Source organism: Streptomyces sp. WAC 06738, from assembly GCF_003945505.1.
Classification (GTDB): domain Bacteria; phylum Actinomycetota; class Actinomycetes; order Streptomycetales; family Streptomycetaceae; genus Streptomyces.
In genome coordinates, this window is sequence record NZ_CP029618.1 from 7263749 (window position 1) to 7288857 (window position 25109).

20 protein-coding genes and 1 tRNA gene are annotated in these 25109 nt (G+C 73.8%); 8 read left to right on the plus strand and 13 right to left on the minus strand.

What is annotated here, in order from left to right; all coding sequences use genetic code 11:
* The 3 genes from DMB38_RS31615 to selD all read right to left on the minus strand — a co-directional run bounded on the left by DMB38_RS31615 (window position 1) and on the right by selD (window position 2446).
* Window positions 1-585, minus strand: coding sequence for a MauE/DoxX family redox-associated membrane protein (locus tag DMB38_RS31615; protein ID WP_125938020.1), 585 nt, complete (start codon window positions 583-585; stop codon window positions 1-3).
* Window positions 582-1286 (minus strand): hypothetical protein, encoded by a 705-nt coding sequence (locus DMB38_RS31620; protein WP_125938021.1) that lies wholly within the window; start codon window positions 1284-1286, stop codon window positions 582-584. Before DMB38_RS31620 ends, DMB38_RS31615 begins: the two co-directional genes overlap by 4 nt.
* A gap of 155 nt (window positions 1287-1441) precedes the next feature.
* Complete coding sequence (gene selD / locus DMB38_RS31625) at window positions 1442-2446, minus strand: selenide, water dikinase SelD (protein ID WP_125938022.1); 1005 nt, start codon at window positions 2444-2446, stop codon at window positions 1442-1444.
* A gap of 77 nt (window positions 2447-2523) precedes the next feature.
* Here selD and DMB38_RS31630 point away from each other — a divergent pair.
* The 3 genes from DMB38_RS31630 (at window position 2524) to DMB38_RS31640 (ending at window position 5764) form a co-directional block, all read left to right on the plus strand.
* A tRNA-Sec gene (locus DMB38_RS31630) sits at window positions 2524-2619 on the plus strand.
* Window positions 2620-2660: 41 nt separating this feature from the next.
* A complete protein-coding gene (selA, locus tag DMB38_RS31635; RefSeq protein ID WP_125938023.1) occupies window positions 2661-3971 on the plus strand; it encodes an L-seryl-tRNA(Sec) selenium transferase in 1311 nt (436 codons plus the stop codon).
* Window positions 3968-5764, plus strand: a complete 1797-nt coding sequence (locus DMB38_RS31640) for a selenocysteine-specific translation elongation factor (RefSeq protein ID WP_206337776.1) — start codon at window positions 3968-3970, stop codon at window positions 5762-5764. Before selA ends, DMB38_RS31640 begins: the two co-directional genes overlap by 4 nt.
* Here the strand turns inward: DMB38_RS31640 and DMB38_RS31645 are convergent.
* The 5 genes from DMB38_RS31645 to DMB38_RS31665 all read right to left on the minus strand — a co-directional run bounded on the left by DMB38_RS31645 (window position 5761) and on the right by DMB38_RS31665 (window position 11474).
* Window positions 5761-7047, minus strand: a complete 1287-nt coding sequence (locus tag DMB38_RS31645) for an MFS transporter (RefSeq protein ID WP_125938024.1) — start codon at window positions 7045-7047, stop codon at window positions 5761-5763. The genes DMB38_RS31640 and DMB38_RS31645 overlap by 4 nt on opposite strands.
* Window positions 7048-7105: 58 nt before the next feature.
* Window positions 7106-8500 carry an FAD-dependent oxidoreductase gene (locus tag DMB38_RS31650; RefSeq protein WP_125938025.1) on the minus strand — a complete coding sequence of 465 codons (1395 nt, stop codon included), beginning with the start codon at window positions 8498-8500 and terminating at the stop codon, window positions 7106-7108.
* A 205-nt stretch (window positions 8501-8705) separates the two neighbouring features.
* Complete coding sequence (locus DMB38_RS31655; RefSeq protein WP_240662569.1) at window positions 8706-9770, minus strand: sugar-binding domain-containing protein; 1065 nt, start codon at window positions 9768-9770, stop codon at window positions 8706-8708.
* Between the two features lie 95 nt (window positions 9771-9865).
* Window positions 9866-10843, minus strand: a complete 978-nt coding sequence (locus tag DMB38_RS31660; RefSeq protein WP_125938026.1) for a hypothetical protein — start codon at window positions 10841-10843, stop codon at window positions 9866-9868.
* 88 nt (window positions 10844-10931) lie between these two features.
* Window positions 10932-11474: an RNA polymerase sigma factor gene (locus tag DMB38_RS31665; protein ID WP_125938027.1), complete on the minus strand. Its 543-nt coding sequence runs from the start codon at window positions 11472-11474 to the stop codon at window positions 10932-10934.
* Between the two features lie 209 nt (window positions 11475-11683).
* On the opposite strand from DMB38_RS31665, the gene DMB38_RS31670 reads away from it, so the two are divergent.
* Window positions 11684-11836: a hypothetical protein gene (locus DMB38_RS31670; RefSeq protein WP_240662570.1), complete on the plus strand. Its 153-nt coding sequence runs from the start codon at window positions 11684-11686 to the stop codon at window positions 11834-11836.
* 66 nt (window positions 11837-11902) lie between these two features.
* Here the strand turns inward: DMB38_RS31670 and DMB38_RS31675 are convergent, their stop codons facing one another.
* A complete protein-coding gene (locus tag DMB38_RS31675) occupies window positions 11903-12934 on the minus strand; it encodes an AraC family transcriptional regulator (protein ID WP_240662571.1) in 1032 nt (343 codons plus the stop codon).
* Between the two features lie 78 nt (window positions 12935-13012).
* Window positions 13013-13345, minus strand: a complete 333-nt coding sequence (locus tag DMB38_RS31680; RefSeq protein ID WP_125938028.1) for a helix-turn-helix domain-containing protein — start codon at window positions 13343-13345, stop codon at window positions 13013-13015.
* Window positions 13346-13492: 147 nt separating this feature from the next.
* Here DMB38_RS31680 and DMB38_RS31685 point away from each other — a divergent pair, with 147 nt between their 5' ends.
* Complete coding sequence (locus tag DMB38_RS31685; protein ID WP_125938029.1) at window positions 13493-14383, plus strand: NAD(P)-binding domain-containing protein; 891 nt, start codon at window positions 13493-13495, stop codon at window positions 14381-14383.
* A 41-nt stretch (window positions 14384-14424) separates the two neighbouring features.
* Here DMB38_RS31685 and DMB38_RS31690 read toward each other — a convergent pair whose 3' ends face one another.
* Window positions 14425-14871, minus strand: coding sequence for an ester cyclase (locus DMB38_RS31690; RefSeq protein ID WP_125938030.1), 447 nt, complete (start codon window positions 14869-14871; stop codon window positions 14425-14427).
* 92 nt (window positions 14872-14963) lie between these two features.
* Window positions 14964-16424: a PLP-dependent aminotransferase family protein gene (locus tag DMB38_RS31695; RefSeq protein WP_125938031.1), complete on the minus strand. Its 1461-nt coding sequence runs from the start codon at window positions 16422-16424 to the stop codon at window positions 14964-14966.
* A gap of 46 nt (window positions 16425-16470) precedes the next feature.
* On the opposite strand from DMB38_RS31695, the gene DMB38_RS31700 reads away from it, so the two are divergent.
* Complete coding sequence (locus tag DMB38_RS31700; RefSeq protein WP_125938032.1) at window positions 16471-17877, plus strand: FAD-binding oxidoreductase; 1407 nt, start codon at window positions 16471-16473, stop codon at window positions 17875-17877.
* A gap of 40 nt (window positions 17878-17917) precedes the next feature.
* On the opposite strand, the gene DMB38_RS31705 is transcribed toward DMB38_RS31700, so the two are convergent.
* On the minus strand, window positions 17918-19738 hold the full coding sequence (locus DMB38_RS31705) for a SpoIIE family protein phosphatase (RefSeq protein WP_125938033.1): 1821 nt from the start codon (window positions 19736-19738) through the stop codon (window positions 17918-17920).
* Window positions 19739-19872: 134 nt separating this feature from the next.
* On the opposite strand from DMB38_RS31705, the gene DMB38_RS31710 reads away from it, so the two are divergent.
* Together DMB38_RS31710 and DMB38_RS31715 are read left to right on the plus strand one after the other, a co-directional pair.
* Entirely contained in the window at window positions 19873-24189 is a 4317-nt protein-coding gene (locus tag DMB38_RS31710; protein ID WP_125938034.1) for a HAMP domain-containing protein, read from the plus strand.
* Entirely contained in the window at window positions 24186-24956 is a 771-nt protein-coding gene (locus DMB38_RS31715; RefSeq protein WP_125938035.1) for a response regulator, read from the plus strand. Before DMB38_RS31710 ends, DMB38_RS31715 begins: the two co-directional genes overlap by 4 nt.
* Window positions 24957-25109: the final 153 nt, after the last annotated feature.

Sequence of the window (25109 nt, forward strand, 5' to 3'; positions counted from 1 at the left end):
TCAGTGGCCTCCTTCGACGGCGGGGGCGGTGCCGCTGCGGGCCGGTGCGGGTGTGGTCGCGGCGGGCCGGCCCATGGCGGCGGGCAGCACCCAGAGCAGGACCGCCAGGGCGACGGCGGCCAGCGCCGCCGTGGTCCACTCGGCCCGGCCCCCGGGCGGGTCGCCGGTCCCCGCCGCCAGCGCGGCGCCGACGGCGGCCAGTCCCGCGAAAGCCCAGGCCCGGCCGGCGACCCAGGAACTGAGGGGCACGTCCGAGCGGGAGCAGCCGCAGGGGCCGCCGCGCCCGGCCGCCAGGGCGTAGCCGGTATAGAGGGCGTAGCAGGCGAAGACCAGCGCGGCTGCGCCGAGCACGGCGGCGAGCGCGGCGCGGTGGCCGGCGAGCAGCGCGGCGGTGCCGGCGACGGCGAGCAGGCCCTCGGCCGCCGTGGCCGCCCGCGCGGCCGGTACCACGGCGCGGCGCGGCAGCAGCCGGTGGGCGGTGAGCGCGCCGGGCAGCGCGGCGGGCCGGCTCAGATGGGAGGCGGCGCCCGCGAGCAGCGCCAGCAGCACCACGCCCGTCGCCGTGGCGGCGATCAGCGACGTCACCCCACGGCCCGCAGGTCGAGCCCGTCGACCAGCGTGGGAACGCGGTCGGCGGTGGTGTCGGCCAGCGGCACGATGGTCGCCCACACCCTCTCGCCGGAGAGCACGAAGAACGGGCGGCCGTCGGAGAGCGAGTCGCGGAACAGCTCGCCCGAGGCGACCGACGCGCCTTGCCAGGGCGGTAGTTGCACGGTGTGCTCGCGGGTGGGCCGGCTCATCTCGACCAGGCCGAGCGCCGGGACCTCCTTGAGCACCGTGGCCGGCCGCGCCAGGCGGGTGCCGGCGGCGGCGTCCGGGGTGAGGGTGATGCCGTCGGAGTGCTCGGCGATGCCGAGGGTGCGCAGGAGCAGCAGCACGTCGGTGAGCGCGGCCCGGTAGAGCCGGGTGATCAGGCTGAACCGCCGGCCCTGCCAGACCACGAGCGTCGGGTTCTCCACCTGCTGCGACTGGGCGTCGTACTCACTGGTGGTGGCGGTACGCAACGTGCCGCCCTGGAAGGAGAGTTCGCTGTCGAACTCGGTGATCCCCAGCGACGCGGCCACCGCCTCGGCCAGGTCGGCGGGCCCGGCGGTGAGTTCGTGGAGACGGCCGTCGGCGATCACCTCGACGACGGAGGTCGCGGGCCGCGTCAGGTCGAGGTCGGCGGCGAGGCGGTACGCGCTTCCGTCCAGCGCGCGGTGCTCGACGGCGGTGGATGACGCCACGTGGTCCTCCCGTGGAACGGTGTGCGGAGCCTGCTGCGCTGACCGGCGGTCAACTCTACCCGGGTAGAATGACGGTGTACATACAACGCCGATCGCCTTTCCGGGGTGGCCGTGAGCCGCCGCGCCCGGCGGCGGTCCGGGCCAAAGCCGCACTGTCAGGCACGTACCACCACGGGCGACTCGCCGGTCGGCAGCACCTCGCCGATCACCGGGTGCCCCGGCACCTCGCCGGTCAGCAGCAGCCCTCCCGAGGTCTGCGCGTCGGCCAGCAACAGCCGCTCCACCTCCGGGAGTGCGCCGAAGTCCACCCAGGGCCCGACCCACGCCAGATTCCGCCGGGTGCCGCCGCTGACGAAGCCGTCCGCCACCGCCTGCCCGGCCCCCGCCAGCAGTGGGACGGCCGCCGCGTGGATCGCCAGCGTCACGCCGGACGCACGCGCCAGCTTGTACGCGTGGCCCAGCAGCCCGAATCCCGTGACGTCCGTGCCCGCCCGGATGCCCGCGGCCACCGCCGCGCTCGCCGCGTCCCGGTTGAGCGCGGCCATCACGGCCACCGCCTCGGGAAAGACCTCCCCGGTCGCCTTGTGCCGGGCGTTGAGCACCCCGCTGCCGAGCGGCTTGGTGAGGGTCAGCGCCCGCCCCGGCTCGGCCGCGTCCAGCCGCAGCATCCGCCCGGGGTGGACCATCCCCACCACCGACATCCCGTACTTGGGCTCCGGATCGGTCACGCTGTGGCCGCCCGAGACCTGGCAGCCCGCCGCGTGCGCCACGTCGCGGCCGCCCCGCAGCACCTCGGCGGCCAGCTCCATCGGCAGCGTGTCCCCGGGCCAGGCGAGGAGGTTGACCGCCGCCCACGGGGCGCCGCCCATCGCGTAGACGTCGGAGAGCGCGTTGGCCGCCGCGATCCGGCCCCAGTCGTAGGCGTCGTCCACCACGGGCGTGAAGAAGTCGGCCGTGGTGACGATGGCCCGCTCATCGTCGAGGCGGACCACGGCGGCGTCGTCTCCGCCGCCCTCCAGGCCCACCAGCAGTTCGGCGGCCGGGTCCTCCGGGCGGCTGCCCGTCAGGCTCAGCGAGGAGACGAGGGTGTCGAGTTCGCCGGGGGGAATCTTGCAGGCGCAGCCACCGCCGGCCGCGTACTGGGTCAGTCGCACGGTCATCCGCCGGACGTTACGCCCGAACTCCCCTGCGCCGACAGGGGACAGGGGGCGCCGGGCGGGGACGTAGACTCCCTGCCGGAGGCGGGCGGGTGCCTGGTGGCCCTCACGGTCTTCAACACCGATGCGGCCGGGCACCCCGGCCGGGTGGGTTCGATTCCCATACGCCTCCGCCAGAAGCTCCGACGCTGTTGGGACGCCACCGGGGAGGCCGGCGTTGACGGACACCAGGCGCCGCGTTCCGCGTACCGACGCGCTGCTCGCCGACCCCCGGCTCGCGGATGCCGCACGGCGGCTCGGGCGCACCCTGGTCCGGCGCGCGGTCGCCGAGGCGCAGCACCGGGTACGAAACGGCGGGCTGGCCCCCGAAGAGGCCGCCGACGCGGCCGTCGCCGCCCTGCCCCGGAGCGCCACCTCCCTGCGCCCGGTGGTGAACGCGACCGGCGTCGTCGTGCACACCAACCTCGGCCGCGCGCCGCTCTCCCCGGCCGCCACCGAGGCGCTGCGGACCGCCTCCGGCCCCACCGACGTCGAGTTCGGCCTCGGCGACGGACGACGTGCCCGGCGGGGGCGGGGCGCGCTGGCCGCCCTCGCCGAGGCCGTCCCCCACGCCGAGGCCGTCCATCTGGTCAACAACAACGCCGCCGCGCTGGTGCTGGCCGCCACCGCCCTCGCCGGGGGCCGCGAGATCGTCATCAGCCGGGGCGAACTGGTCGAGATCGGCGACGGTTTCCGCCTCCCCGAACTGCTGGAGAGCACCGGCGCCCGGCTGGTCGAGGTCGGCACGACGAACCGCACCCACTTCGAGGACTACGCGCGCGCCGTCGGCCCCGGCACCGGCCTCGTCCTCAAGGTGCACCCGTCCAACTTCCTCACCACCGGCTTCGTCTCCTCCGTGCCCGTCGCCCGGCTCGCCACCCTGGACGTACCGCTGGTCCACGACATCGGCTCCGGCCTGCTGCGGCCACACCCCGCGCTGCCGGACGAGCCCGACGCCGCGACCTCCCTCGACCAGGGCGCGGGGCTGGTCACCGCCAGCGCCGACAAACTGCTCGGCGGTCCCCAGGCGGGCCTGCTGCTCGGCCGGCGCGACCTCGTCGAACGGCTCCGCACCCACCCGCTGGCCCGCGCGCTCCGCGTCGACAAACTGACACTCGCCGCGCTGGAGGCCACCGTTCTGGGTCCGCAACCCCCGGTGGCACGGGCCCTGGCCGTCCGCGAAGCCGAACTCGCCGCCCGCGCCGGGACGCTGGCGGCCGGGCTCGCCGGACGGGGCGTCGCCGCCGAGGCGGTGCCCAGCGAGGCCCGGGTCGGCGGCGGGGGAGCACCCGGCGTCACCCTGCCGAGCGCCGCCGTCGCGCTGCCCGCCGCCCTCGCCGTGCCGTTGCGCACCGGCGACCCGGCCGTCGTCGGCCGCGTCCACGGCGACCGGCTGCTGCTCGACCTGCGGACCGTTCCGGAGGAGGACGACGCGACACTGCTCGCCGCCGTCCTCGCCGCGGCGGCCCCGCCGCCGGAGGAGGCGTGACCGGGGCACCCGGCCTGGTGATCGCGACGGCGGGCCACGTCGACCACGGCAAGTCGACGCTCGTACGCGCCCTCACCGGCACCGACCCCGACCGGCTCGCCGAGGAGCGGCGGCGCGGCCTCACCCTCGACCTCGGCTTCGCCTGGACCACCGCACCCGGCGGGCGCGCCCTCGCCTTCGTCGACGTGCCCGGCCACCACCGCTATCTGGCCACCACCTTCGCCGGCATCGCCACCGCGCCCGCCGTGCTGCTGGTCGTCTCCGCCGAGGAGGGCTGGCGCCCGCAGACCGCGGAACACCTCGCCGCGCTCGACGCGTTCGGCGTACGCACCGGGCTGCTGGCAGTCACCCGCGCGGACCTCGCCGATCCCGCGCCGGCCCTCGCCGAGGCGGCGGAACGGACCTCCGGCACCGGCCTCGCCGGCGCGCCCGCCGTCGCCGTCAGCGGCCGTACCGGCGAGGGGCTCGACCGGCTTCTCCGCGAACTCGACGCACTGGCCGCCGCCCGGCCGCCGCCCGATCCGGCGGCCCCCGTACGGCTCTGGCTGGACCGGGCGTTCACCGTGGCGGGCGCCGGCACGGTCGTCACCGGCACCCTGACCGCCGGAACCCTCGCCGAGGGCGACACCCTGCACCTCGCCCCCGCCGGCCGCGCCGTGCAGGTGCGCGGCCTGCACAGCCTCGGCCAGGCCGTTCCCCGGGTGACCGGCCCCGCCCGCGTCGCCGTCAACCTCCGCCGCATCGCCGCTGATCAGGTCCGCAGGGGCAACGCGCTGCTCACCCCCGGGCGTTGGTGGACCACGGACCTCGTGGACATCCGCTACGAACCGGCGGGCGGGACGGACGACGGCGGTGCACCTCCCCGGCTGCCGGCCGAACCCCTGGTCCACTGCGGCACCGCCGCGACCAGCGCGCGGCTGCGGCCGCTCGGCCTCGATACCGCCCGCCTCGCCCTGCGCACGCCGCTGCCGCTCCACGTCGGCGACCGGCTGCTGCTGCGCGACCCGGGTTCCCGGCTGCTGGCCGGCGCGACCGTGCTGGACCCGGAGCCGCCCCCGCTGACCGGCAGGGGAGCCGCCGCCACCCGCGCGCGCCTGCTGGCCGGCATCGCCGAGCCGGCCGACCCCGCCGTTCGGCTGGCCGCCGTCGGCCTGGGCGACCGCGGTCGGCTCGCCGCGCAGGGCTACGCCGTGGACGCGGACGGCGAACGCTGGCTGTTCGACCGGGCGCACGCGGAACGGCTGGCCGCCGCCCTGGCCGCGGCGGTGAAGGAACACGCCGGGGCCCACCCCGCCGACCCGGGGCTGCCGGTCGCCCGCGCCCGCCAGCTCCTCGCGCTGCCGCCGGACATCGCCCTGGCCGGGCTGGCCGCCGTGGCCGGCGCCGGACTGATCCTGCGCGACGGCAGGCTGTACCGCGCGGAGGAGGCGGACCGGCTGCCCGCCGCGGTCGCCGCCGGTCTGGAGCGGCTGCTGGACGAGTTGCGGTCCGCCCCGTTCCAGGCCCCGACCCGCCGGCGTCTGGACGAACTCGGCCTCGACGCCGAGGCGCTGAGCCTCCTGGTGCGCCGCGGCGTGCTGGAACGAGTGGGCACCGTCCACCTCCCCGCCGGGTCCGTGGGCCGTGCGGCCCGCGAACTCGCCGGGCTGCCCCAGCCGTTCACGGTCGGCGAGGTGGCCCGCGCCCTCGCCGTCAGCCGTCGCGTCGCGATCCCCCTCCTGGAAACCCTCGACGAGTCCGGCCACACCCATCGCCGCCCCGACGGCCGCCGGGTCCTCAAGGACGGGCCCTAGGTCGCGGAGGCGGGCGCCTTGTCCAGCCGGGGGCCTTCCTCGACGAAGGAGAGCTCACGGCCGTCCCGTAGGCCGGAGACCCCGATGAGCGAGAGCACGCACATGAAGATCATCAGCGTGGAGAGCGCCCACGTGCCGCCGGTGGCCGCGGTGAGGGCGGCCGCGATGAACGGCAGGGTGCCTCCCGCGATCGCGGCGGCGAACTCCCTGCTCACCGCTACGCCCGTGTACCGCACGCGGGTGTCGAACTGCTCGGGGAGCATCGCCGCCTGGGCACCGAGCATCAGATCGTTGGCGAAGGTGAGCATGAGGGTCATCGCGATCCACACCACCCAGGAGTGGCCGGTGTCGAGCAGCCAGAAGAAGGGGAAGGCGAGAAGGGCGCACAGCACGGCTCCCGACGCGAAGACCGGCTTCCGGCCCCATCTGTCCGAGAGCGCCCCGGACAGCGGAAGGGTGACCACCTTCACCGAGTTGGCGATGAGGAGCCCGATGGTGCCGACGCTGGCGGCCATGCCCAGGTCGTCCTCGATGTAGGTGAGGGCGTAGACGCTCGGCACGTAGGTCGCGACGTTCGGGCCGATGTTGGCGAGCAGACACCGCAGCAGCGTCCGAGGCTCGTTCCTGGCCAGGTCCAGAGCCGGCGTCGGCGTCCGCTCGCCCTGCTCTCTGGTCTGGTCGAACGCGGGTGTCTCGGCCACGCGCATACGGATGTACAGGCCCACCGGCAGGATCAGGATGCTGAGCAGGAAGGGGATCCGCCAGCCCCAGGTGGTGAACTGGTCGTCCGGGAGCATGGTGAACGGGGTGAAGACGGCGGCGGCCAGAATGACGCCGACCCCGTTGCCGGTGGGCGGAATGGCCGCGTACAGGCCGCGCTTGCCGGGCGGTGCGTGCTCGGCCGCCATCAGCGCCCCGCCGGCGTACTCCGCTCCGGCGCCGAGTCCCTGGAGGATGCGCAGGAACACCAGCAGCGCGGGGGCGGCGACGCCGATGCTGTCGTAACCGGGGATCACGCCCATGAGGGTGGAGGCCACCGCCATCAGGCAGAGCGTGATCACCAGGACCTTCTTCCGGCCGATCCGGTCCCCGTAGTGGCCGAAGAGGAGGCCGCCGAACGGCCGGGCGAAGAAGCCGACGGCGAACGTGCCGAGGGCGGACAACGTCCCCACCATCGGGTCGTGGCCGGGGAAGAAGACCTCGTCGAAAACCAGCGCGGCGGCGGTACCGAAGAGCATGAAGTCGTACCACTCCAGGGCGGTGCCCACGGTGCTGGCGCTCACAACGCGACGAATCATGGCGTGTCCCTTCGTTCAGGGTGTGCCGGCCGGAGCGGCACGGTCAGCGGAGGGCGGCGGACTCGAAACGGGGGCCCAGGTAGGCGCCCTGGGCGAGGAGCAGGCGCTGGAGCTCGGGCACGTCGACGGCGCGGGGGAGCACCCCGTCGCGCCGGGCGAGGGCGGCCGCGACCCCCGCGGCCTCGCCCATCGCGAAGGACGGGGGCATGACCCGGATCGCGGCGAGTGCCTCGTGGGTCGCCGAGACGCACCGCCCCGACAGCAGCAGGTTGTCCAGGTCCCGGGGGACGAGGCTGCGGTAGGGGATCTCGTAGATGTTGGCGGTGGGCGGGATGCCGTCGTCGAAGGGGCCGTTCGGCCCGGTCGGACTGTGGATGTCGACGGGATAGCCGGCCACCGCGATGGTGTCCTCGAAGCTCCGCCCCGAGGTCAGCTCGTCGAGGGTGAGGAGATGCTCGCCCCGTACGCGCCGGGTCTCCCGGACGCCGATGGTGGCGGCGGTGTCGAGCAGCTTGCAGTTCCGCATCCCCGGCAGCCGGTCGCGGAAGAACCGCATCAGCTCGACGACCTGGCGGCGGGCCGTGATCTCACCGGTGGTGAGGTCGCCGGCGTCGGTGCCGTCCAGTCCCAGGACCCGCGTGGTGTTGATGCGCCACACCCCCGGCTCCAGGGTCTTGAACAACTGGATGCCCCGGCGGGGGAGGGTGAAGGAGCCGTCCGCGCCGGCCTCCTCCACCAGCCCCTGGAAGGGGAACCGCTCGTCGGGGTGCGCGTCCTGATAGGCCCGTACCGCGTCGTCGTCGACGTCACCCACCCGGAAGAACAGGGTCATCGGCTGCATCCGGCCGTCCCCGTCCCGGCCCAGGTCGAAGCCCGCCCCCGCGCGGGCGGCGACGTCCCCGTCCCCCGTGCAGTCGATGACCGTGGTGGCGGGGAGCACGCCGAGGCCGCTCTTGTTGCCCACCACCACACCGGTCACCCGGCGCTCCTCGGTGAGGGCATCGGCGACGAAGGTGTGCAGCAGCAGCTCGACCCCGGCCTCCTCGCACATGTCGAGCGCGACCATCTTGGCCGCCTCCGGGTCGAAGGGGGTCACCGCCTCGTGCCCGTAGACCATGAAGCCCGAGTACGGGCTGCCGGAACGGGTCTCGGAGGGGTGCACCGCGCCGCCCACCCGGACCATGCGCCGTACGAACTCGTCGAAGATCCCGCGGACGAGCTGGACCGTGCCGTCCAGCGAGAAGGAGGTCATGCAGGGGCCGACGAGACCGGCGGTCAGATTGCCCCCGAGGAACCCGAACCGCTCCACGAGACGGACCGAGGCCCCGTTGCGGGCGGCGGCCAGCGCCGCGCCGAGACCGGAGGGCCCGCTCCCCACGACGAGGACGTCGGTGGGCTCACCCACCGGGAGCTGACGGGTGTACGTGTGGCTGGGCATGGTGAACAGACCTCCGTGACAGGGGGTACGGGAGAGGGGCCCGCTTCTTCCGGCGGCTCGCGGGCCCGGTGGTGCCCGCCACCATGCCTGCTGCCGTGCACGTTTCACCAGTGCTCTGCACACATGTGCACCGTGACGCGATCGTGCGTCTGACCAGCGCGTACGGCACCTGCGGTGCGCGGGTGGGGAGTTGGGGGCGCTGCGGTCAGACGGACGGCGCGGCGGGGCCGTCGAGCAGGAGGACGGCGGTGCTCTCGTCGATCACCAACTGGGTGACGTAGTCCCCGGCGAGGGCGGCGCGCAGGGCATCGATCTTGTGGTCGCCCGAGACGGCGCAGATCCGGTGGCCCACGTCCCGGAGCCGGTCGAGGTCGGGGCCGCTGGTGCGCTCGTTGAGACGCACCCCGTGATGGCTCCCGTCGGCGCGCATGAAGACCGTGGCGATGTCGCCGACCACCTCGTCCTCGGCGAGGGAGGCGAAGTCGGACTCGTCGAGGAAGTAGCCGGCCATGTAGGGACTGCTCGGCATCCCGTCGGCGACCGTTCCCACGCTGAACAGGGCCGCGTCCGCGGTCTGCTGCAACTCGGTGACCCTGCGCACCACGCGCTCGCGGAACAGCGCCCGCTTGGTCTCCGCGGAGTCGAAGAAGAGCGGTACGGGCAACTGCTGGACGACGGCGTCGAAGGCCGCGCCGAACGCCGAGAACATCTGGTGGGAGTAATGGGTGCCGGTGGCCCGCGAGTTGCCGGCGCCGTTCAACTGCACGAACTGGCAGTTGTGGATCGGCTTCGGGATCAGGCACCGGCTGATGGCGTTGACCATGGTGCCCCAGGACAGGCCGATGACCATGTCGGAGTCGAAGACGGAGTTGATCACCCGGGCGGCCTGGATGGCCGTCAGCTCCAGCCGCTCGACGTTGGTGGCGGCGGCGGGGACCCGGGCCACGTGGGCCCGGACGCCGAACCGCTCCCGCAACCGCCGCTCCACCACATCCACCCGGGGCTGGGGGCGGTGGATGTGGATCTCCACCAGCCCGGCGTCCCTGGCGTAGCTCAGCAGCCTGGACACCGTGGAACGCGAGGTCCCCAGCTCCTTGGCGATGGCGCCCATGGTCGCGCGCTGGAGGTAGTACTGCTGGGCGACGCGCAGGGCGGTCTCGATCCTGCCGTCCGCCGTGACTCCCGGCGTCTCCGGCTCGTACCGGTCGGGATCCCCGTCCCGGTGTCGCGGCCGACGGGGCGAACCCCCGGGCATCTCCGCAGGTCGCACGTTCGTCATCCTAGGGGAGAGACCGCGGGAGACGGCAGGGCCGCCGAGGGGATCACGGCGGCACTGCCTGGTTCGAGCCCCGGTCGTGGCGGGGGTCAGTCGGTGCCGGTCCGGTCCGGGGCCGGGACCGGACCGTTGAAGAGGTAGGTCTCCCGGTCGATGACGTCGCCGGCTTCGTACGCGGGAAGGCACTCGGTGTCGGCGCCTGCCGAGGGCTCGCAGTCCTTCTGCCCTGGGAAGTCCTCCTCGGCGATCTCCGCCGTCTCGAGAACCTGGCCGTTCTCCTCGTCGACGATCCACTGGGTCTGCGCCGGCGGAAGGTTGCCGTACGTGGGCGTCTTGAAGAGGATCTTCATGCCGGTGCGGCCCTCGCTGTCCTGCGCGGGACCCGCCAGCTCCAGTCCGGGCGAGTCCGCCAGGACCTGGTAGAGCGCGGCGCGCAGTTCGGCGGGTGCGGGGGAGAACGTCAGCAGGTGCTCCACCTGGTCGCGGACCTGCCTCTCCGCCCTGGCGCCCTCGGCGCCCTCGGCGAGGGCGGCACGCAGCGCCGCCGGGTCCGTGGGCAGGCCGGCGAGGCCCGCCCAGTCGACCTCCCCCTCTCCGACGTTCCAGGTCATCCGCAGGGGCTTCGCGCCCACGTGGGTGGGGCTGAGGACCACGGACTGCTCCTCGCGCGAGCCGTCGTAGCGCACGTGCTTCGTCTGGATCTTCCAGTACGCGGCGGCGCCGGAGCCCTCGGCGGCGGCCTGGTCCGCCATGCTGTTGAGGAACCCGGCGGCCGAGGCGTCCGCCGGGGGCGCGCCGCCGTCGAGCGCGACGACCGGGAGGACCACCGCCGCCGCGGTCGCGGCGGCGACGGCGCCGGCCGCGAGGAGGATCTTCCGGCGCCGGGCGGGACGGCGCCTGCCGGCCGCGGGGGACTCCGCCGGCCGCGGGCCGGTGTCCTGCCGCACCGCTTCGCGGAGCGCCGACCGTGCCGCGGCGACGACGTCGGCGCCGGGCGGGTCCACCCGGCCGGCCTCGGCCAGTTCGGCCGCGCCGGGGAAGTCGAGCTGTTCGTCGTGGATGTTCATAAGAGGTCTCCTGTTCGTCGTCCCCTACCGGGTCGTGATCGCCGTCGGGTGCCGGGCGGGCCCGGGCACCCCGTGCCGTCCGCGGGGGTCACTGCGAGTTGCTGAGCGTGCCGCGCATCCGGGCCCGGGCCCGGTGCAGGCGGGAGCGGGCCGTGCCGGCGGGTATACCGACCACGGCCGCGGCCTCCACCGGGGTGAGTTCCTCCCAGGCGACGAGGAGCAGCAGTTCGCGCTCCACCGGCGGCAGGGCGGCCAGCCGGGCGCGCAGCGACCAGGCGACGGCGATGGCGTCGAGGCGCTGGTCCACCGCGTGCCAGGGGTCGATCGCCGTGTCCCCGGCCAGCGTCGCCTGGGCCGCCGCTGACCCGTGCGCCCCCGGCGCCCGCCAGTGGTGCGCCAGTACGTGCCTGGCGACCCCGAACAGCCACCCGCGGGCGCTGCCCCGGGCGGCGTCGAAGCCGGCCCGTGCGGAGTACGCCCGCAGCCACGTCTCGGCGAGCAGGTCGTCCGCGGCGTCGGACGCCCGCCGGGCGAAGTAGCCGTGCAGCGCCTTCGCGTGCCGGGCGACGAGCGGCTCGAAAGCCTCTGGGTCCTCCGCCGCCCGGCTCAGCAGCTCTTCATCGGATTCCACGTCGCCTCCCTGTTTGGCGTTCTCACCCCGTACTTGCGCCCGTCGGCGCGAAGCGTTCGGGGTGACGCGCGGGGGAGGCTCCCGGAGGACGGACACGGGTGACGCGATCCGTGCCGGCCGTCAGGACGTACGCGGTGGTGGGACGATCGCAAACCGGCAGCCGGGTCCCGGATCAGGGGGACGCCCGCGGCCCGCCGGGCCGTCCCGGCATGTTGTCCGGCCTGAACCGGGAGCGTGACCGCATCGACGAGGCCGTGGCGGGCCTGCCGGCCGCGCGGGACGCGCTGGACGCCGTCATCGCCGCCACCGTGCCGGCCACGACCGAAGACCCGGCCACCTGCTACGCGGCCGGTTCCGCGTAGCGGCCAGACGCGGGCGGGTCGTGCCGAGAGGCGGGGCGCTCGCGGACGTCACCGGCCGACGTGTCCTCAGCCGCGGCCGGCGTCGGTCGCCGGCTTCGCCTCCGGCGGGGATGCGGGGGGCGTACGGGTGAGGGCCGCCTGCCGGTAGTCGCGGGGCGTCTGGCCGTAGGCCGCGCAGAACGCGCGGGTGAAGACCTCGTGGTGCCCGAACCCGCAGCGGCTCGCGACCAGGTGGACGGGCAGGGCCCGTTGCGCCGGATCGCCGAGCATGAGCCGGGCCCGTTCCAGGCGCTGACGGCGGATCCAGCCGCCGACCGTGGCTCCGGGCACGTGCGTCCGGAAGAGGCGGTGCAGGTAGCTCGGCGAGATGTGGTGCGCGGCGGCGACGGCCCCGGGGGTCAGCTCGGGGTCGTGCAACCGCCGCCGGATGAACGACTGGATCTCCAGGGCCAGGGTCCGGGAGCGGGTCTCCGGCGGAAGCCGGTCCTCGGCCTCGGTCTCATGGGCCAGAAGCGCGGACAGCAGGTCGACCAGCACCGTTTCGAGCCGGGGGAGATCCGCGGCCGTGTACGCACCGCTTTCCGCGGTCAGGCTGGTGAGGAAGCCGGCGAGTAAGGAGCCGATCCCCGCGCGCCCGGTCATCTTGCGGCCCAGCACCCGGTCGACCCGGTCGGGGGAGAGTGCCAGCCGGGCGCTGGGCACGTCGACGCTGACGGCCTCCACCACGTCCCCGCGGATCCCGGTACGGATGTCGACGGGGCGGGAGGAGTGGTTGGTGCGGAACTCGTACGGTCCGAACACCGAGTCCCGCCGGTCCATGTGGGCCCCCACCGTCCCGTTGACGATCATGGAGAGGTGGAACACCTCCGGGTCGGACTGCCGGATGAGCCGCGGCGTCCGCCGGACCTCGACGGGACCGAAGACCGACGGCCACACGAACGCGTTCCCCAGCCTCAGCAGGCGGAGTTCGGCGTGGTAGTCGGCGACGGGGCCGCCGGCCAGGTCGAGCGGCGCGTGCAGCCGGGACAGGTGTTCGCGCAACGCCTCCCCCCGGTCCTCCGCCGGCACGTCCTCGGTACGGAACAACGTCTCGATCACCGCGTCACCCCCGTTGAGTGACGCAGATGCTAACGGCCCGTCCGGCGCCCGGCGCCCCGGGGCACCGGCCCCCGCGGGCTAGGGGATGGCCTCGATACGTTCCATGTGCTCCTCGCCCCACGCGCCGAGCGGCGCGAGCGCCGCGTTGAGCGAACTGCCGAACTCGGTCAGCGAGTACTCCACCTTGGGCGGAACCTGGTGATAAACCTCGCGGTGCACCAGGGAACTGGCTTCCATCTCCCGGAGCTGAAGTATCAGGATCCTCTCGCTGATGCCCGGCACCGATCGCCTCAACTCCCCGAAGCGCAGGGGCCCGTCCTCACCGAGGGCGAACAGGATCAGCCCTTTCCACTTCCCGCCCATGACCGCGATGGCGGCGTCGAGCCCGCAGATATACGTCCGCTTGGCCATCGATGCTCCCTGACAAAAGTGTGGGTACCCAACAGAATTGTCGGTACTTGAGGGAATGTGCGTGGCGGCCCAGGATAGAAGGTGCCGCGCCGGCGACGGAATTCGAGGCGCGATTTCCCACACATCCGACCACTCAGGGAGTGACGCATGCCCGCGGAGAACCGCACACCCGTGACGATCGTAGGGCTGGGGGCGATGGGCCGGGCCCTGGCCGAAGCGTTCACCGACGCCGGACACCCGACGACGGTGTGGAACCGCACTCCCGCAAAGGCGGCACCGCTGGTGGCCAGGGGAGCCGTCCATGCCCCGGAGGTGGAGCGCGCGGTCGGGGCAAGCCCGCTGGTCATCACCTGCCTGACCACCTTCGAGGACACGCGCTCCGCCCTTGAGCCGGCCGCGGCGGCGCTCTCCGGGCGCGCCCTCGTCACCCTGAACAGCGGGTCGCCCGCCGGCGCCCGCGCCCTGCACTCGTGGGCCACCGGCCGCGGCGCCCGGTTTCTGGCCGGGGCGGTGAAGAATGTGCCCGCCGCCGTGGGAGCGCCGGACACGCTGCTGTATTACAGCGGCGACAGAACGGTCTTCGAGGAGTACGAGAAGACGCTGAAAGTGCTCGGCGGCGATACCGTCCATCTCGGGGACGAGACCGACCTCGCCGCGCTGTACGAGATGGCCGTGGGCGCCATGCTGCTGCCCGCGCTCACCGGCTTCTTCCAGGGCGCCGCGGCCCTCCGGGCCCGAGGGCTGGAGGCGGCGAGCATGGTGCGGTTCAGCGAAAAGTGGCTGGACATGATCAAGTCCCTGCTGCCTGTCTACGCCAGGGAAATCGACAGCGGTGACTACAGCGATGCCGCCTCCTCGGTCGGCCTCTTCGTCGCGGGCGCGGCCCACGACGAGGAACTGACCAGGGAGACGAACGTCGACACCGCCTGGCTCACCCCGCTGCACGACCTGGTGGCGAGGGCGGCCGCGGCCGGCCACGCCGAGCACAGCATCTCGGCCCTGACCGAAGTGCTCAGGAAGCCGGCCCAGCAGGCGTAGCACAACGGGCCGACGGGCTCCCGGGCAGGGAGGGCGAGGGGTTACGCGTCCGGGGCGCCGGCCCCGTCGAGCTGCCGCATCAGCGTCTCCGTGTCCGAGTAGATCCACTCCTCGGCGATCCTGCCGTCCGCGACGCGGTACAGCTCCGCACTCGTGTACTCCACCCGCCGGCCGGTGGCCGGGATGCCGCGGAACTCGCCCTGGTGCGTGCCCCGCATGGTGAGCAGAACCGCGACGCGGTCGCCCGAGCCGAAGATGTCCTCGATCCGGACCCGGAAGTCGGGGAAGGCCGCGCGCATCACCGACACGTTCTGCCGCCAGGCGTCACGGCCGTGCATCTGGAACGGCATCCCCGCGATGTTGATCACGAAGTCCTCGGTGAGCATCTCGGTGCCCGCGTCGAGGTCCTTCCGGTTGAGGGCGGCGAACGCGTCGCGCAGCAGTTCGACGGCGGCCCGGCCGGGGCTGTGGCTGGGAGACGTACCCATGAAGTTCCTCCTCGGAGACGGTGGCCGGCCGCGCCGGCCGCTGTCACCAGGAGAAACGCTGACGTCGCGACAAGGTCAAACGCGGTGGCGGCCTACGTGGCGGCGCCCCGTGGGCCGCGGACGTCCGTGACCGCGCGGGCCAGGCCGGCGATGCCCGCCGCGATGGCGCGCTCGGAGAGCGTCGCGTAGCCGAAGATCAGGCCGCCGGGCCCGGCCGGGTCGAGGCGGTAGCGGGCGACGCCGCGCAGCGCGACGCCGCGGCGGGCGGCCGCGGCGACGACCGCCGCCTCGTCGAGGTCCGGCGGCAGCCACGCCACCACGTGCTGCCCCGCCGCGACCCCGGTCGGGACCAGCTCCGGCAGTCGGGCGTCGAGCGCCGCCAGCAGGGCGTCGCGGCGGCGGCGGTAGACGGGCCGCATACGGCGCAGATGGCGGTCGAACTCGCCGCGGGCGAGGAAGTCGGCGAACGTCAACTGGTCGATGACCGACGAGCCGCGGTCGGCGAGCAGCTTGGCCCGGGCCACGTCGTCCACGAGGTGCGGCGGCACCAGCATCCAGCCGAGGCGCAGCCCGGGTACGAGGGTCTTGCTCGCCGTACCGCAGTAGACGACGTGGTCGGGCGCGAGGCCCTGGATGGCGCCGACGGGGGCGCGGTCGTAGCGGTACTCGGCGTCGTAGTCGTCCTCGATCACCAGCGCACCGCGCCGCTGCGCCCAGCGGATCACCCGCGCGCGGGCCGCCGCGGACAGCACCCCGCCGGTCGGCCACTGGTGCGAAGGCGTCAGCACCACGGCGTCGGCGTCGGCCTTCTCCAGCTCCTCGACGCGGATGCCGTCGGGACCGACCGGGATGCCCACGACGTCCAGCCCGGCCGCGGCGGCCAGCGGGCGGGCGTCGTCGTCCGGCGACGGGTCCTCCACGGCCAGCCGGCGGGCGCCCCGGGCGGCGAGGACCTGGACGAGCAGGGAGACGCCCTGGCCGAACCCGCTGCAGATCACGGTGTGCCGGGGGCTGGCCGAGGTGCCGCGGACGCGGTTGAGGTAATCGGCCAGGGCCTGGTGCAGCTCGGGGACGCCGCGGCCGTCGAGGTAGGCGAACCGCTCGTTGGGCGTGGCGGCGAAGACGGTACGCACCGAGCGCAGCCACGCGGCGCGGGGGAACGTGGAGACGTCGGTGTGCCCGTACCCGAAGTCGACGGTGAGTGCCGCGCCCTGCGCCCCCGCGGGGGCGGCGGGAGCCGCCTCGCGTCCGCCGTCCGCCGTCCCGCCCTGCTCCAGTGCGACCTGGGTGTAGCCGCCGGCACGGCTGGTCAGATAGCCCTCGGCGACGAGCTGCTGGTACGCCTCGACCACCACCCCGCGCGACACCCCGAGGCCGGCGGCGAGCGTGCGGGTGGGTGGCAGCGACGCGCCGTGCCGCAGCCGGCCGGCCCGTACGCTCTCCCGGATCGACGCCGCGACCTGCCGGTGCAGCGGCTCGGCGCGGGTGCGGTCCCGGTCCAGCTCGATGAGCAGATCCTCGGCTGTGCTGGAATTGGTCCGAATACGGGGCATGGAATCGGACCTTACCGCGGGTACCGATCCGCGTCAGGCTCGGGGCATGACGACAGCGACACACACCCGTACCCGCACCGGACACTCCCTCGCCGGCCTCGCCGCCCGCCTCGACGGCCGGCTCCTCGCCCCCGGCGACGCCGGGTACGACTCCGCCCGTACCGTCTGGAACGCCATGGTCGACCGCCGGCCGCGGATGATCGTCCAGGCCGCGAGCGCCGCCGACGTGCAGGCCGTGGTGCGCTTCGCCCGCGAGCACGACCTGGAGATCGGCGTCCGCTGCGGCGGGCACAACGTGGCCGGTTTCGCCGTTCCCGACGACGGCCTGATGATCGACCTGACCCCCATGGGCGGCGTGCGCGTCGACCCCGTGCGGCGGCGGGCCCGCGTCCAGGGCGGCGCGCTGCTCGGCGCGCTGGACCGGGCCACGCAGCCGTACGGCCTCGCCACCACCGCGGGGAACGTCTCGCACACGGGTGTCGGCGGGCTCACCCTCGGCGGCGGCATGGGGTGGCTGGCCAGGCAGTACGGGCTCGCGTGCGACAACGTCGAGTCGTACACCGTGGTCACCGCGGACGGCGGGATCGTGACGGCGAGCAGGACCGAGCACCCGGAGCTGTTCTGGGGGCTGCGCGGGGGCGGCGGCAACTTCGGCGTCGTCACCGAGTTCGAGTTCCGCCTGCACCGGACGGGCACGCGGACGCTGGTCGCCGAGTTCGACTTCCCCGCCGAGGACGCCGTGCCGGTGCTGGAGGGCTGGCGCGATCTGAACGCCGTCGCACCGCGCGAGGCGAGTTTCTCCGCCTCCGTCGCCGACGGCCCGGCGGGCGGCGGCCCGGTGGCCACCGTCGGGTTCGTGTGGGTCGGCGACCCGGAGCGCGGGCGGCGGCTGCTGCCGGCGTTCCGCGCGCTCGGCCGGCCGGCCGCGACGCGGATCACCACGCCGTCGTACCTGGAGCTGCAGTCCAGCCTGGACTCCAGCGGCGGCCACGCCTACCGCCGCTACTCCGCCGCCCACTACCTGCGCGACTTCCCGGCCGCGGCCATCGAGCGGTTCCTGCTGCGCGGGGCGGAGGACCTCCGGGGTGCCGGCTGCGGTGCCGGCCTGCCCGGGGTCGGGCTGCAGGCGCACGGCGGCGCCATCGCCGACGTCCCCGACGCCGACGCGGCGTTCAGCCACCGCGGCACGATGTTCGAGTTCGGCGCCGGATCGCGCTGGACGGACGAGGCCGAGGACGGTGCCCGGATGGCCGCCGCCCGCGCCGCGGGCTCGGCGCTCGCCCCGTACGCGAACGGCGTCTACGTCAACTCCCTCACCGCCGACGACGGGCACCGCGGCATCCGCCGCGCCTTCCCGGCCGCCAAGCTGGCCCGGCTGACGGCGCTGAAGGGCATCTGGGACCCGCACAACGTCTTCCACCTCAACCAGAACATCCCCCCGGCCGCCCCGTGAGCCCGTGTGCGGGCGCGTCGCAGGACGGCCCGGCCGCGGCTCACCGCGCCGGGGCCTCCGCGTGCAGCACCACCACGGCGAGGTCGTCCTCCACCGGCTCGGGGCTGAAGTCGTGGGTGGCCTGGCGGACACGTTCGGCCACCGCCATCGCGCCCATGCCCGCGCAGTCCCGCAGGATCGCGGCGAGGCCGTTGTCGTCGTCGAGGAGGCGCTGGCCGTCGCGCCGCTCGGTGACCCCGTCGGTGACGCACAGCAGGGTCTCGCCGGGGGCGAGCCGGAAGGTGTCGGCGCTGAACTCGGCGTCCTCGTCGATGCCGAGGAGCAGTTGGGAGCGGACCACGGAGCCCACTTCCCCCTCGGCGGTCATCCGCAGCGGCAGCGGGTGGCCGGCGCTGGCGAGGCGGCAGTGGGCGCCGCCCGCGCTCGGGTCGGGGGTCAGCTCCCCGTAGACCATGCTGAGGAAGCGGGGCCGGGCCGCCTCCCCCCTGGCGCTCACCGTTTCCGCGGCGTCCTCCGCCATCATCGCGTTCAGCCAGCGCAGCACGGACTCCACCCCGTGGCCCTCGCGGGCGAGGAGCCTCACCAGGTGGCGCGTGAGGCCGGTCACCGACATCGCCTCGGCGTCCTTGCCCTGTACGTCGCCCAGGAGGAAGCACCAGCGGCCGTCGCCCGTGGGGAAGAGGTCGTAGAAGTCGCCGCCGACGGTCTGCCCGCTGGCGTGGGGCTCGTAGACGATCGCCGATTCCATGCCGGGCAGCCTGCCCAGCGTGGCCGGAAGCTGGCGGCGCTGCAGGGCCCGGCTGATGCTCGTCTGGCGGGTGTACTGGCGGGCGGTGGCCAGGGCCTGGGCGACCTGGCGGGAGACGTCCTCCACGATGTGGGCCACGGAGTCGGTGATCTCGGGCGGTCCCCCCTGCCCGATCAGCAGGGTGCCGCGGTACGTCCCGCCGGAGACCAGGGAGAACGCCAGCGCGGAGCCGCCTTCCTCCGTGCCGGCGCTCTGCGGCCAGGGCCAGGGGGTGCCAGTGGTCCACAGCTTCGGCGGCGGTGCCTCCGGCTCCAGATCGCGGCGGAGCGGGGCGATGCGCTGCTCGTCCGCATGCCAGACGCTGCTGAGCCGCATCTCGCCGTCCTCCCCGAGCAGCCAGACGGCGCACCAGTCGGCGAGCCGGGGCACCATGAGCTGGGTGGCCAGGGCGGCGACCATGTTCTCGTCGAGCTGGCCGGCCAGCAGTTCGCTGGCCTCCGCGAGCAGCGTCCCGCCGCGGCCGCCCCCGCCGCCCCCGGCCTGGCCGCGGTATTCGGTACGGGCGAGGGGGTGGGCCAGCTCCGCGGCCTGGAGCTGCTGGTAGAGCACCGGGCTGAGCGGGCCGACCGGCACCTTCGTCTCGCCCGGGGCGGGGAGGGCGAGCCGGCACCACACCGCCTTCTCGGTGTGGCGGTAGGTGACCCCCCACGCGTCGGCGAGGGTCGACACGATCTGGAGTCCGAGGCCGCGGCCGCTGCCCGTGCCGTCGGTGGCGCCCGGCACGGTGGCGGTCGGCTGCCGGTCGTACACGTCGATCCGGGCGCCGGTCAGCGCGTCGTCGGCCTCCGGGTCCGTCTCCACCCGGCAGCGCAGTTCCATCGGGGTGCCGGCATGGATCAGCGCGTTGGTGACCAGCTCACCGGCGAGCAGCGCGGCGTCGTCCGCCAGCTCCTCGGTGCGCGGCCCGGGAGAGGAGGTCGCCAGCGCCCGCTCGGTGATCACGGCGCGCACGAACGCGCGGGCCCGGGCCGGCGACCGCCGGTCCGCCGGGAGTTGTGTACCTGCGCCGGACCCGTCGTGCGCGCCGGGCCTGCCCGAAGAGACGGCCTGCACAAATGGCTCCTGCCTGAGATCTCATCGTGACAAAATCTAATATAGTAGACAAAAGCCTCTTGAGGTGAGGAGCGGATCCGGAGCGTCCGCCCGGCCGCCGGCCATGGAGCAGGGAGCGCGCAGGGATGGGCGTGATGGAGGACCGTGAGAAGCAGTCGGTGCCTACGGCCGGCCTGCGGCCGCTGCTGAGCGCGCTCAGGTCGCTGCGCGACGGCGACTTCTCGGCGCGGGTGCCGGAGGACGGCGAGGGCGTCCTGGGCGAGGTGGCCGAGGCGTTCAACCGCGTGGCCGCCCGCAACGAGCACCTGGCGTCCGAGGTGCGCCGGGTGCGGGGGGTGGTGGCCCGGAAGGGCGTCCTGGACGAGCGGATCTCCGCGAGCACCGGGCAGGGCGACTGGGCCCAGATGGTCCACGACGCGAACGACCTGCTCGACGCCCTGGCCGTGCCGATGACGGACGCCACCCGGGTGCTGGAGGCGGTGGCCGAGGGGGACCTGAACCAGCACATGGAGCTACGCGTCGGTACCCGCCACCTCCACGGCGACCTGCGCAGTCTCGGGGTCGGGCTCAACCGCGTGGTGGACCACCTCTCCACCTTCACCGGCGAGGTGATGCGGGTGGCGCACGAGGTGGGCACCGAGGGCCGGCTCGGCGGACGCGCCAGCGTGCGGGGGCTCTCCGGCTCGTGGCGCGCGGTGACCGAGGCGGTCAACACCATGGCCTCCCGGCTGACCCAGCAGGTGCGCGACATCGCCGCCGTGACCACGGCGGTGGCCAGCGGCGACCTGACCCGCAAGGTGACGGTGGAGACCGCGGGGGAGCTGCTGGAGCTGAAGCTCACGGTGAACACCATGGTGGACCAGTTGTCCGCGTTCGCCGATGAGGTGACCCGCGTGGCCCGCGAGGTGGGCACCGACGGCATGCTCGGCGGTCAGGCGCACGTCAGGGACGTGTCGGGGGTGTGGAAGGACCTGACGAACAACGTCAACCTGATGGCGTCCAACCTCACCTCCCAGGTCCGCAACATCGCGCAGGTGACCACGGCGGTGGTGCGCGGCGACCTCAGCCAGAAGATCACGGCGGACGCCCGCGGCGAGATCCGTCAGCTCATGAGCACGGTGAACGCGATGGTGGACCAGTTGTCCGCGTTCGCCGACGAGGTCACGCGCGTGGCCCGCGAGGTGGGCACCGACGGCATGCTCGGCGGTCAGGCGCAGGTGAAGGACGTGTCGGGGGTGTGGAAGGACCTGACGGACAACGTCAACTTCATGGCGTCGAATCTGACGTCGCAGGTGCGGAACATCGCCCAGGTGGCCACCGCGGTGGCGAACGGTGACCTGTCGAAGAAGATCGACGTGGACGCGCGCGGCGAGATCCTCGAACTCAAGACGACGCTCAACACCATGGTGGATCAGTTGTCGGCCTTCTCCTCCGAGGTGACCCGCGTGGCCCGCGAGGTCGGCACCGACGGGAACCTCGGCGGTCAGGCGCAGGTCAGGGACGTGTCGGGGGTGTGGAAGGACCTGACGGACAACGTCAACTTCATGGCGTCGAATCTGACGTCGCAGGTGCGGAACATCGCCCTGGTGACCACCGCGGTGGCGAACGGTGACCTGTCGAAGAAGATCGACGTGGACGCGCGCGGCGAGATCCTCGAACTCAAGACCACCGTGAACAGCATGGTGCAGCAGTTGCGCGACTTCGCGGACGAGGTCACCCGGGTGGCCCGCGAGGTCGGCACGGAGGGAAAACTCGGCGGCCGGGCCCAGGTGCACGGGGTCTCCGGGGTGTGGAAGGACCTGACGGACAACGTCAACTTCATGGCGTCGAATCTGACGTCGCAGGTGCGGAACATCGCCCAGGTGGCCACCGCGGTGGCGAACGGTGACCTGTCGAAGAAGATCGACGTGGACGCACGCGGCGAGATCCTCGAACTCAAGACGACCCTCAACACCATGGTGGACACGCTGTCGTCGTTCTCCTCCGAGGTGACCCGCGTGGCCCGCGAGGTGGGCAGCGAGGGCCGCCTGGGCGGTCAGGCGCGCGTCGAGGGCGTGTCCGGCAACTGGAAGCGGCTGACGAGGAGCGTCAACGAACTGGCCCTGAACCTCACCACGCAGGTGCGCGCCATCGGCGAGGTGGCCAGCTCGGTCGCCAAGGGCGACATGTCGCGCTCCATCACCGTGGAGGCGCAGGGCGAGGTCGCCGACCTGAAGAACAACGTCAACCGCATGGTCTCCAACCTGCGTGAGACCACCCGCACCAAGGACTGGCTGGAGTCCAACCTGACCCGCATCGCCGGACTGATGCAGGGCCACCGCGACATGGTGGAGGTCGCCGACCTGATCCTGCGCGAGCTGGCGCCGCTGGTGAACGCGCACTCCGAGCTCTTCTTCCGGGTCGACACCTCGGCCCCGGACGGCGAGGGTCTGGAGCTCATCGCGGACTACGGGGTCGGCGGCCGCGGCCGGGAGGACCTCCAGTCCGAGTCCCCGATCCGCGGGCTCATCGCCCAGGCCGTACGGCAGAAGGAGCGGATCCTCATCGAGGACGCCCCGCAGCACTACGTGACCGTCGAGTCCGCCCTGGGCTCGGCCCCGGCCTCCAGCATCCTCATCCTGCCGATCCTCTTCGAGGACCGGCTGCTGGGCGTGATCGAGCTGGCGTCCTTCAGCAAGTTCAACGAGATCCAGCTCACGTTCGTCGACCAGTTCGCGCACACCATCGGCGTCTCGTTCAACACCATCCTCTCCAACGCCCGTACCGAGGCGCTGCTGTCGCAGTCGCAGCGGCTCACCTCCGAGCTGCGCACCCGCTCCGAGGAACTGCAGCGGTCCAACGCGGAGCTGGAGGAGAAGGCGTCGCTCCTGGCCACGTCGTCCCAGTACAAGTCGGACTTCCTGGCGAACATGTCGCACGAGCTGCGCACCCCGCTGAACTCCCTGCTGATCCTCGCCCAGTTGCTCGCCGACAACGCCGACGGGCGGCTGTCCGAGCAGGAGGTGGAGTTCGCGGGCACCATCTACCAGGCGGGCTCCGACCTGCTCCAGCTCATCAACGACATCCTCGACCTCTCCAAGGTGGAGGCGGGCCGGATCGACGTACGCCCGCAGCGCATCCCGCTGGCCAAACTCCTCGACTACGTACGCGCCACGTTCCGGCCGCTCACGGTCGACCGGGGGCTGGGCTTCGAGGTGACCGTGGGCGACGACGTGCCGGCCGAGCTCTACAGCGACCAGCAGCGCATCCAGCAGGTGCTGCGCAACCTCCTGTCCAACGCGGTGAAGTTCACCAGCAGGGGAGGGGTGGAACTGCGGGTGGAGCGGGTCCCGTCGGAGGAGTTCACGGAGGACACGCTGCGCGACGCGGAGACGGTGCTCGCGTTCTCCGTGAAGGACACCGGCATCGGCATCCCGGCGGAGAAGCTGGACGTGGTGTTCGAGGCGTTCCAGCAGTCCGACGGCACCACCAACCGCAAGTACGGCGGCACCGGGCTCGGCCTGTCCATCAGCCGGGAGATCGCCGGCCTCCTCGGCGGGCGGATCGACGCGGAGAGCGAGGAGGGCGTGGGCTCGCGGTTCACCCTCTACGTACCGGCGCGACTGCCCGGCAAGGCGCTGGCGGCCGCCTCGGGGAGCGCGACGCCGGCGCTCGAACCGGCGGAGCCGCGCCGTCCGGGGACGAGGCCGGCAGAGGTGGACCGCGGCCGGCCGCGGGACGGCAGGGGCGAAGAGCCGGGCGGCCGGCGCGAGGCGCCGCCGGCGGCCCGCGCCCCCGCCGCGGGTGCGGAGGGCGAGGAGGCCCGTACCGCGGCGCGGGCACCCGGGCCGGAAGCGGCGGGCGCCGGGGCGGTGGCACCCGAAGCGGCGGGTCCGGAGGGCCACGCGGACCGGGAGCCGGCGGACACCTGGCCCGAGACGACGCGGCTGCGGCAGTGGCTCAGCGGCCGCCCCGGCCGGGTGCTGACCGGACGGCACGTGCTCATCGTCGACGACGACATCCGCAACGTGTTCGCCCTGACGCACATGCTGGGCCGGGTCGGGATCTCCGTGAAGTACGCCGAGAACGGCCGCGAGGGCTTCGACGTCCTGGACCGCTCCCCGGAGATCTCGCTGGTGCTGATGGACATCATGATGCCGGAGGTCGACGGCTACGAGGTGATCAGGACCATCCGCGCCACACCGCGCCTCGCCGGTCTGCCGATCATCGCGCTCACCGCCAAGGCCATGCCGGGCGACCGGGAGAAGGCCATCGAGGCGGGCGCGGACGGCTACGTCCCGAAGCCGGTCAACGTCGACCGGCTGCTCACGGCGATCTACGAGCAACTCGAGTCGCACGACCGGCTGGCGGGCGGCGGCGGCCGGGCCCCGGACGGCGGCCCGGCCGATGAGACGGCAGGCGACGCGCGGGGCGACGGCGACGACCCGGCGGCACCGGGACGGGCCGCATGACGACCGCCGCCGCCCCGCCCACGCCGCCGCCCGCCCCGGACCCGGCGAGCATCCTCATCGTCGACGACATGGAGGAGAACCTGGTCGCGCTCGCGGCGGTCCTCGGTCCGCTCGGCCAGCGCGTGGTGTTCGCCCATTCCGGCGAGGAGGCCCTGAAGGCGATGCTGCGCCAGCAGTTCGCCGTCGTCCTGCTCGACATCCTGATGCCGGGGATGGACGGCTTCGAGACCGCCGCGAACATCAAGCGCCTCGACCAGACCAAGGACGTCCCGATCATCCTGCTCACCGGCCAGGGCATCGACCCCGACTACGCCTACCGCGGCTACGCGGTGGGCGCCGCCGACTTCCTGGCCAAGCCCATCGAGCCCTGGATCCTGCGCACCAAGGTCAACGTCTTCCTGGAGCTGCACCGCAAGAACCGTCAACTCGCCGTGCAGGCGGAGCAGTTGCAACGGCTGCTGCTCGCAGAACAGAGCGGCGACGCGGGGTTCGGGGAACGGCTCGGCGACGTCACCTGGCGGCTCGTGCAGATCGAGTCGCTGCTGCGGGAGAGGGCGGGGCCCACCGGGCCCGCCCTCGCCGACCAGGTCAAGAGCCTGGAGACGTCGGTACGGAACCTCACCAGGCACGGCGGCAGGGGCACCCGCGAAGGCGCCGCACAGGACCCGGGCGGACAGCCCCCGGGTGCCACGCCGCCACCCGCCCCCGAAAGCGCCCGCGACCCTGCCGCCGGGGACGACGGGACCGCCCGGCAGGACCGGCGATGACCCCGCCGCGGGGACGAGCGTCACGGGCGCCGGCCCTGCCGCCGCACGGCGGCAGGCGGCGGGGGCGTCGCCAAGCACCATGGGGAGACGCGACATGCCCCGGGTCACGGCTGTACAACGCCCGGGGCCCCTGCCCACGGCACGGACCGCCGC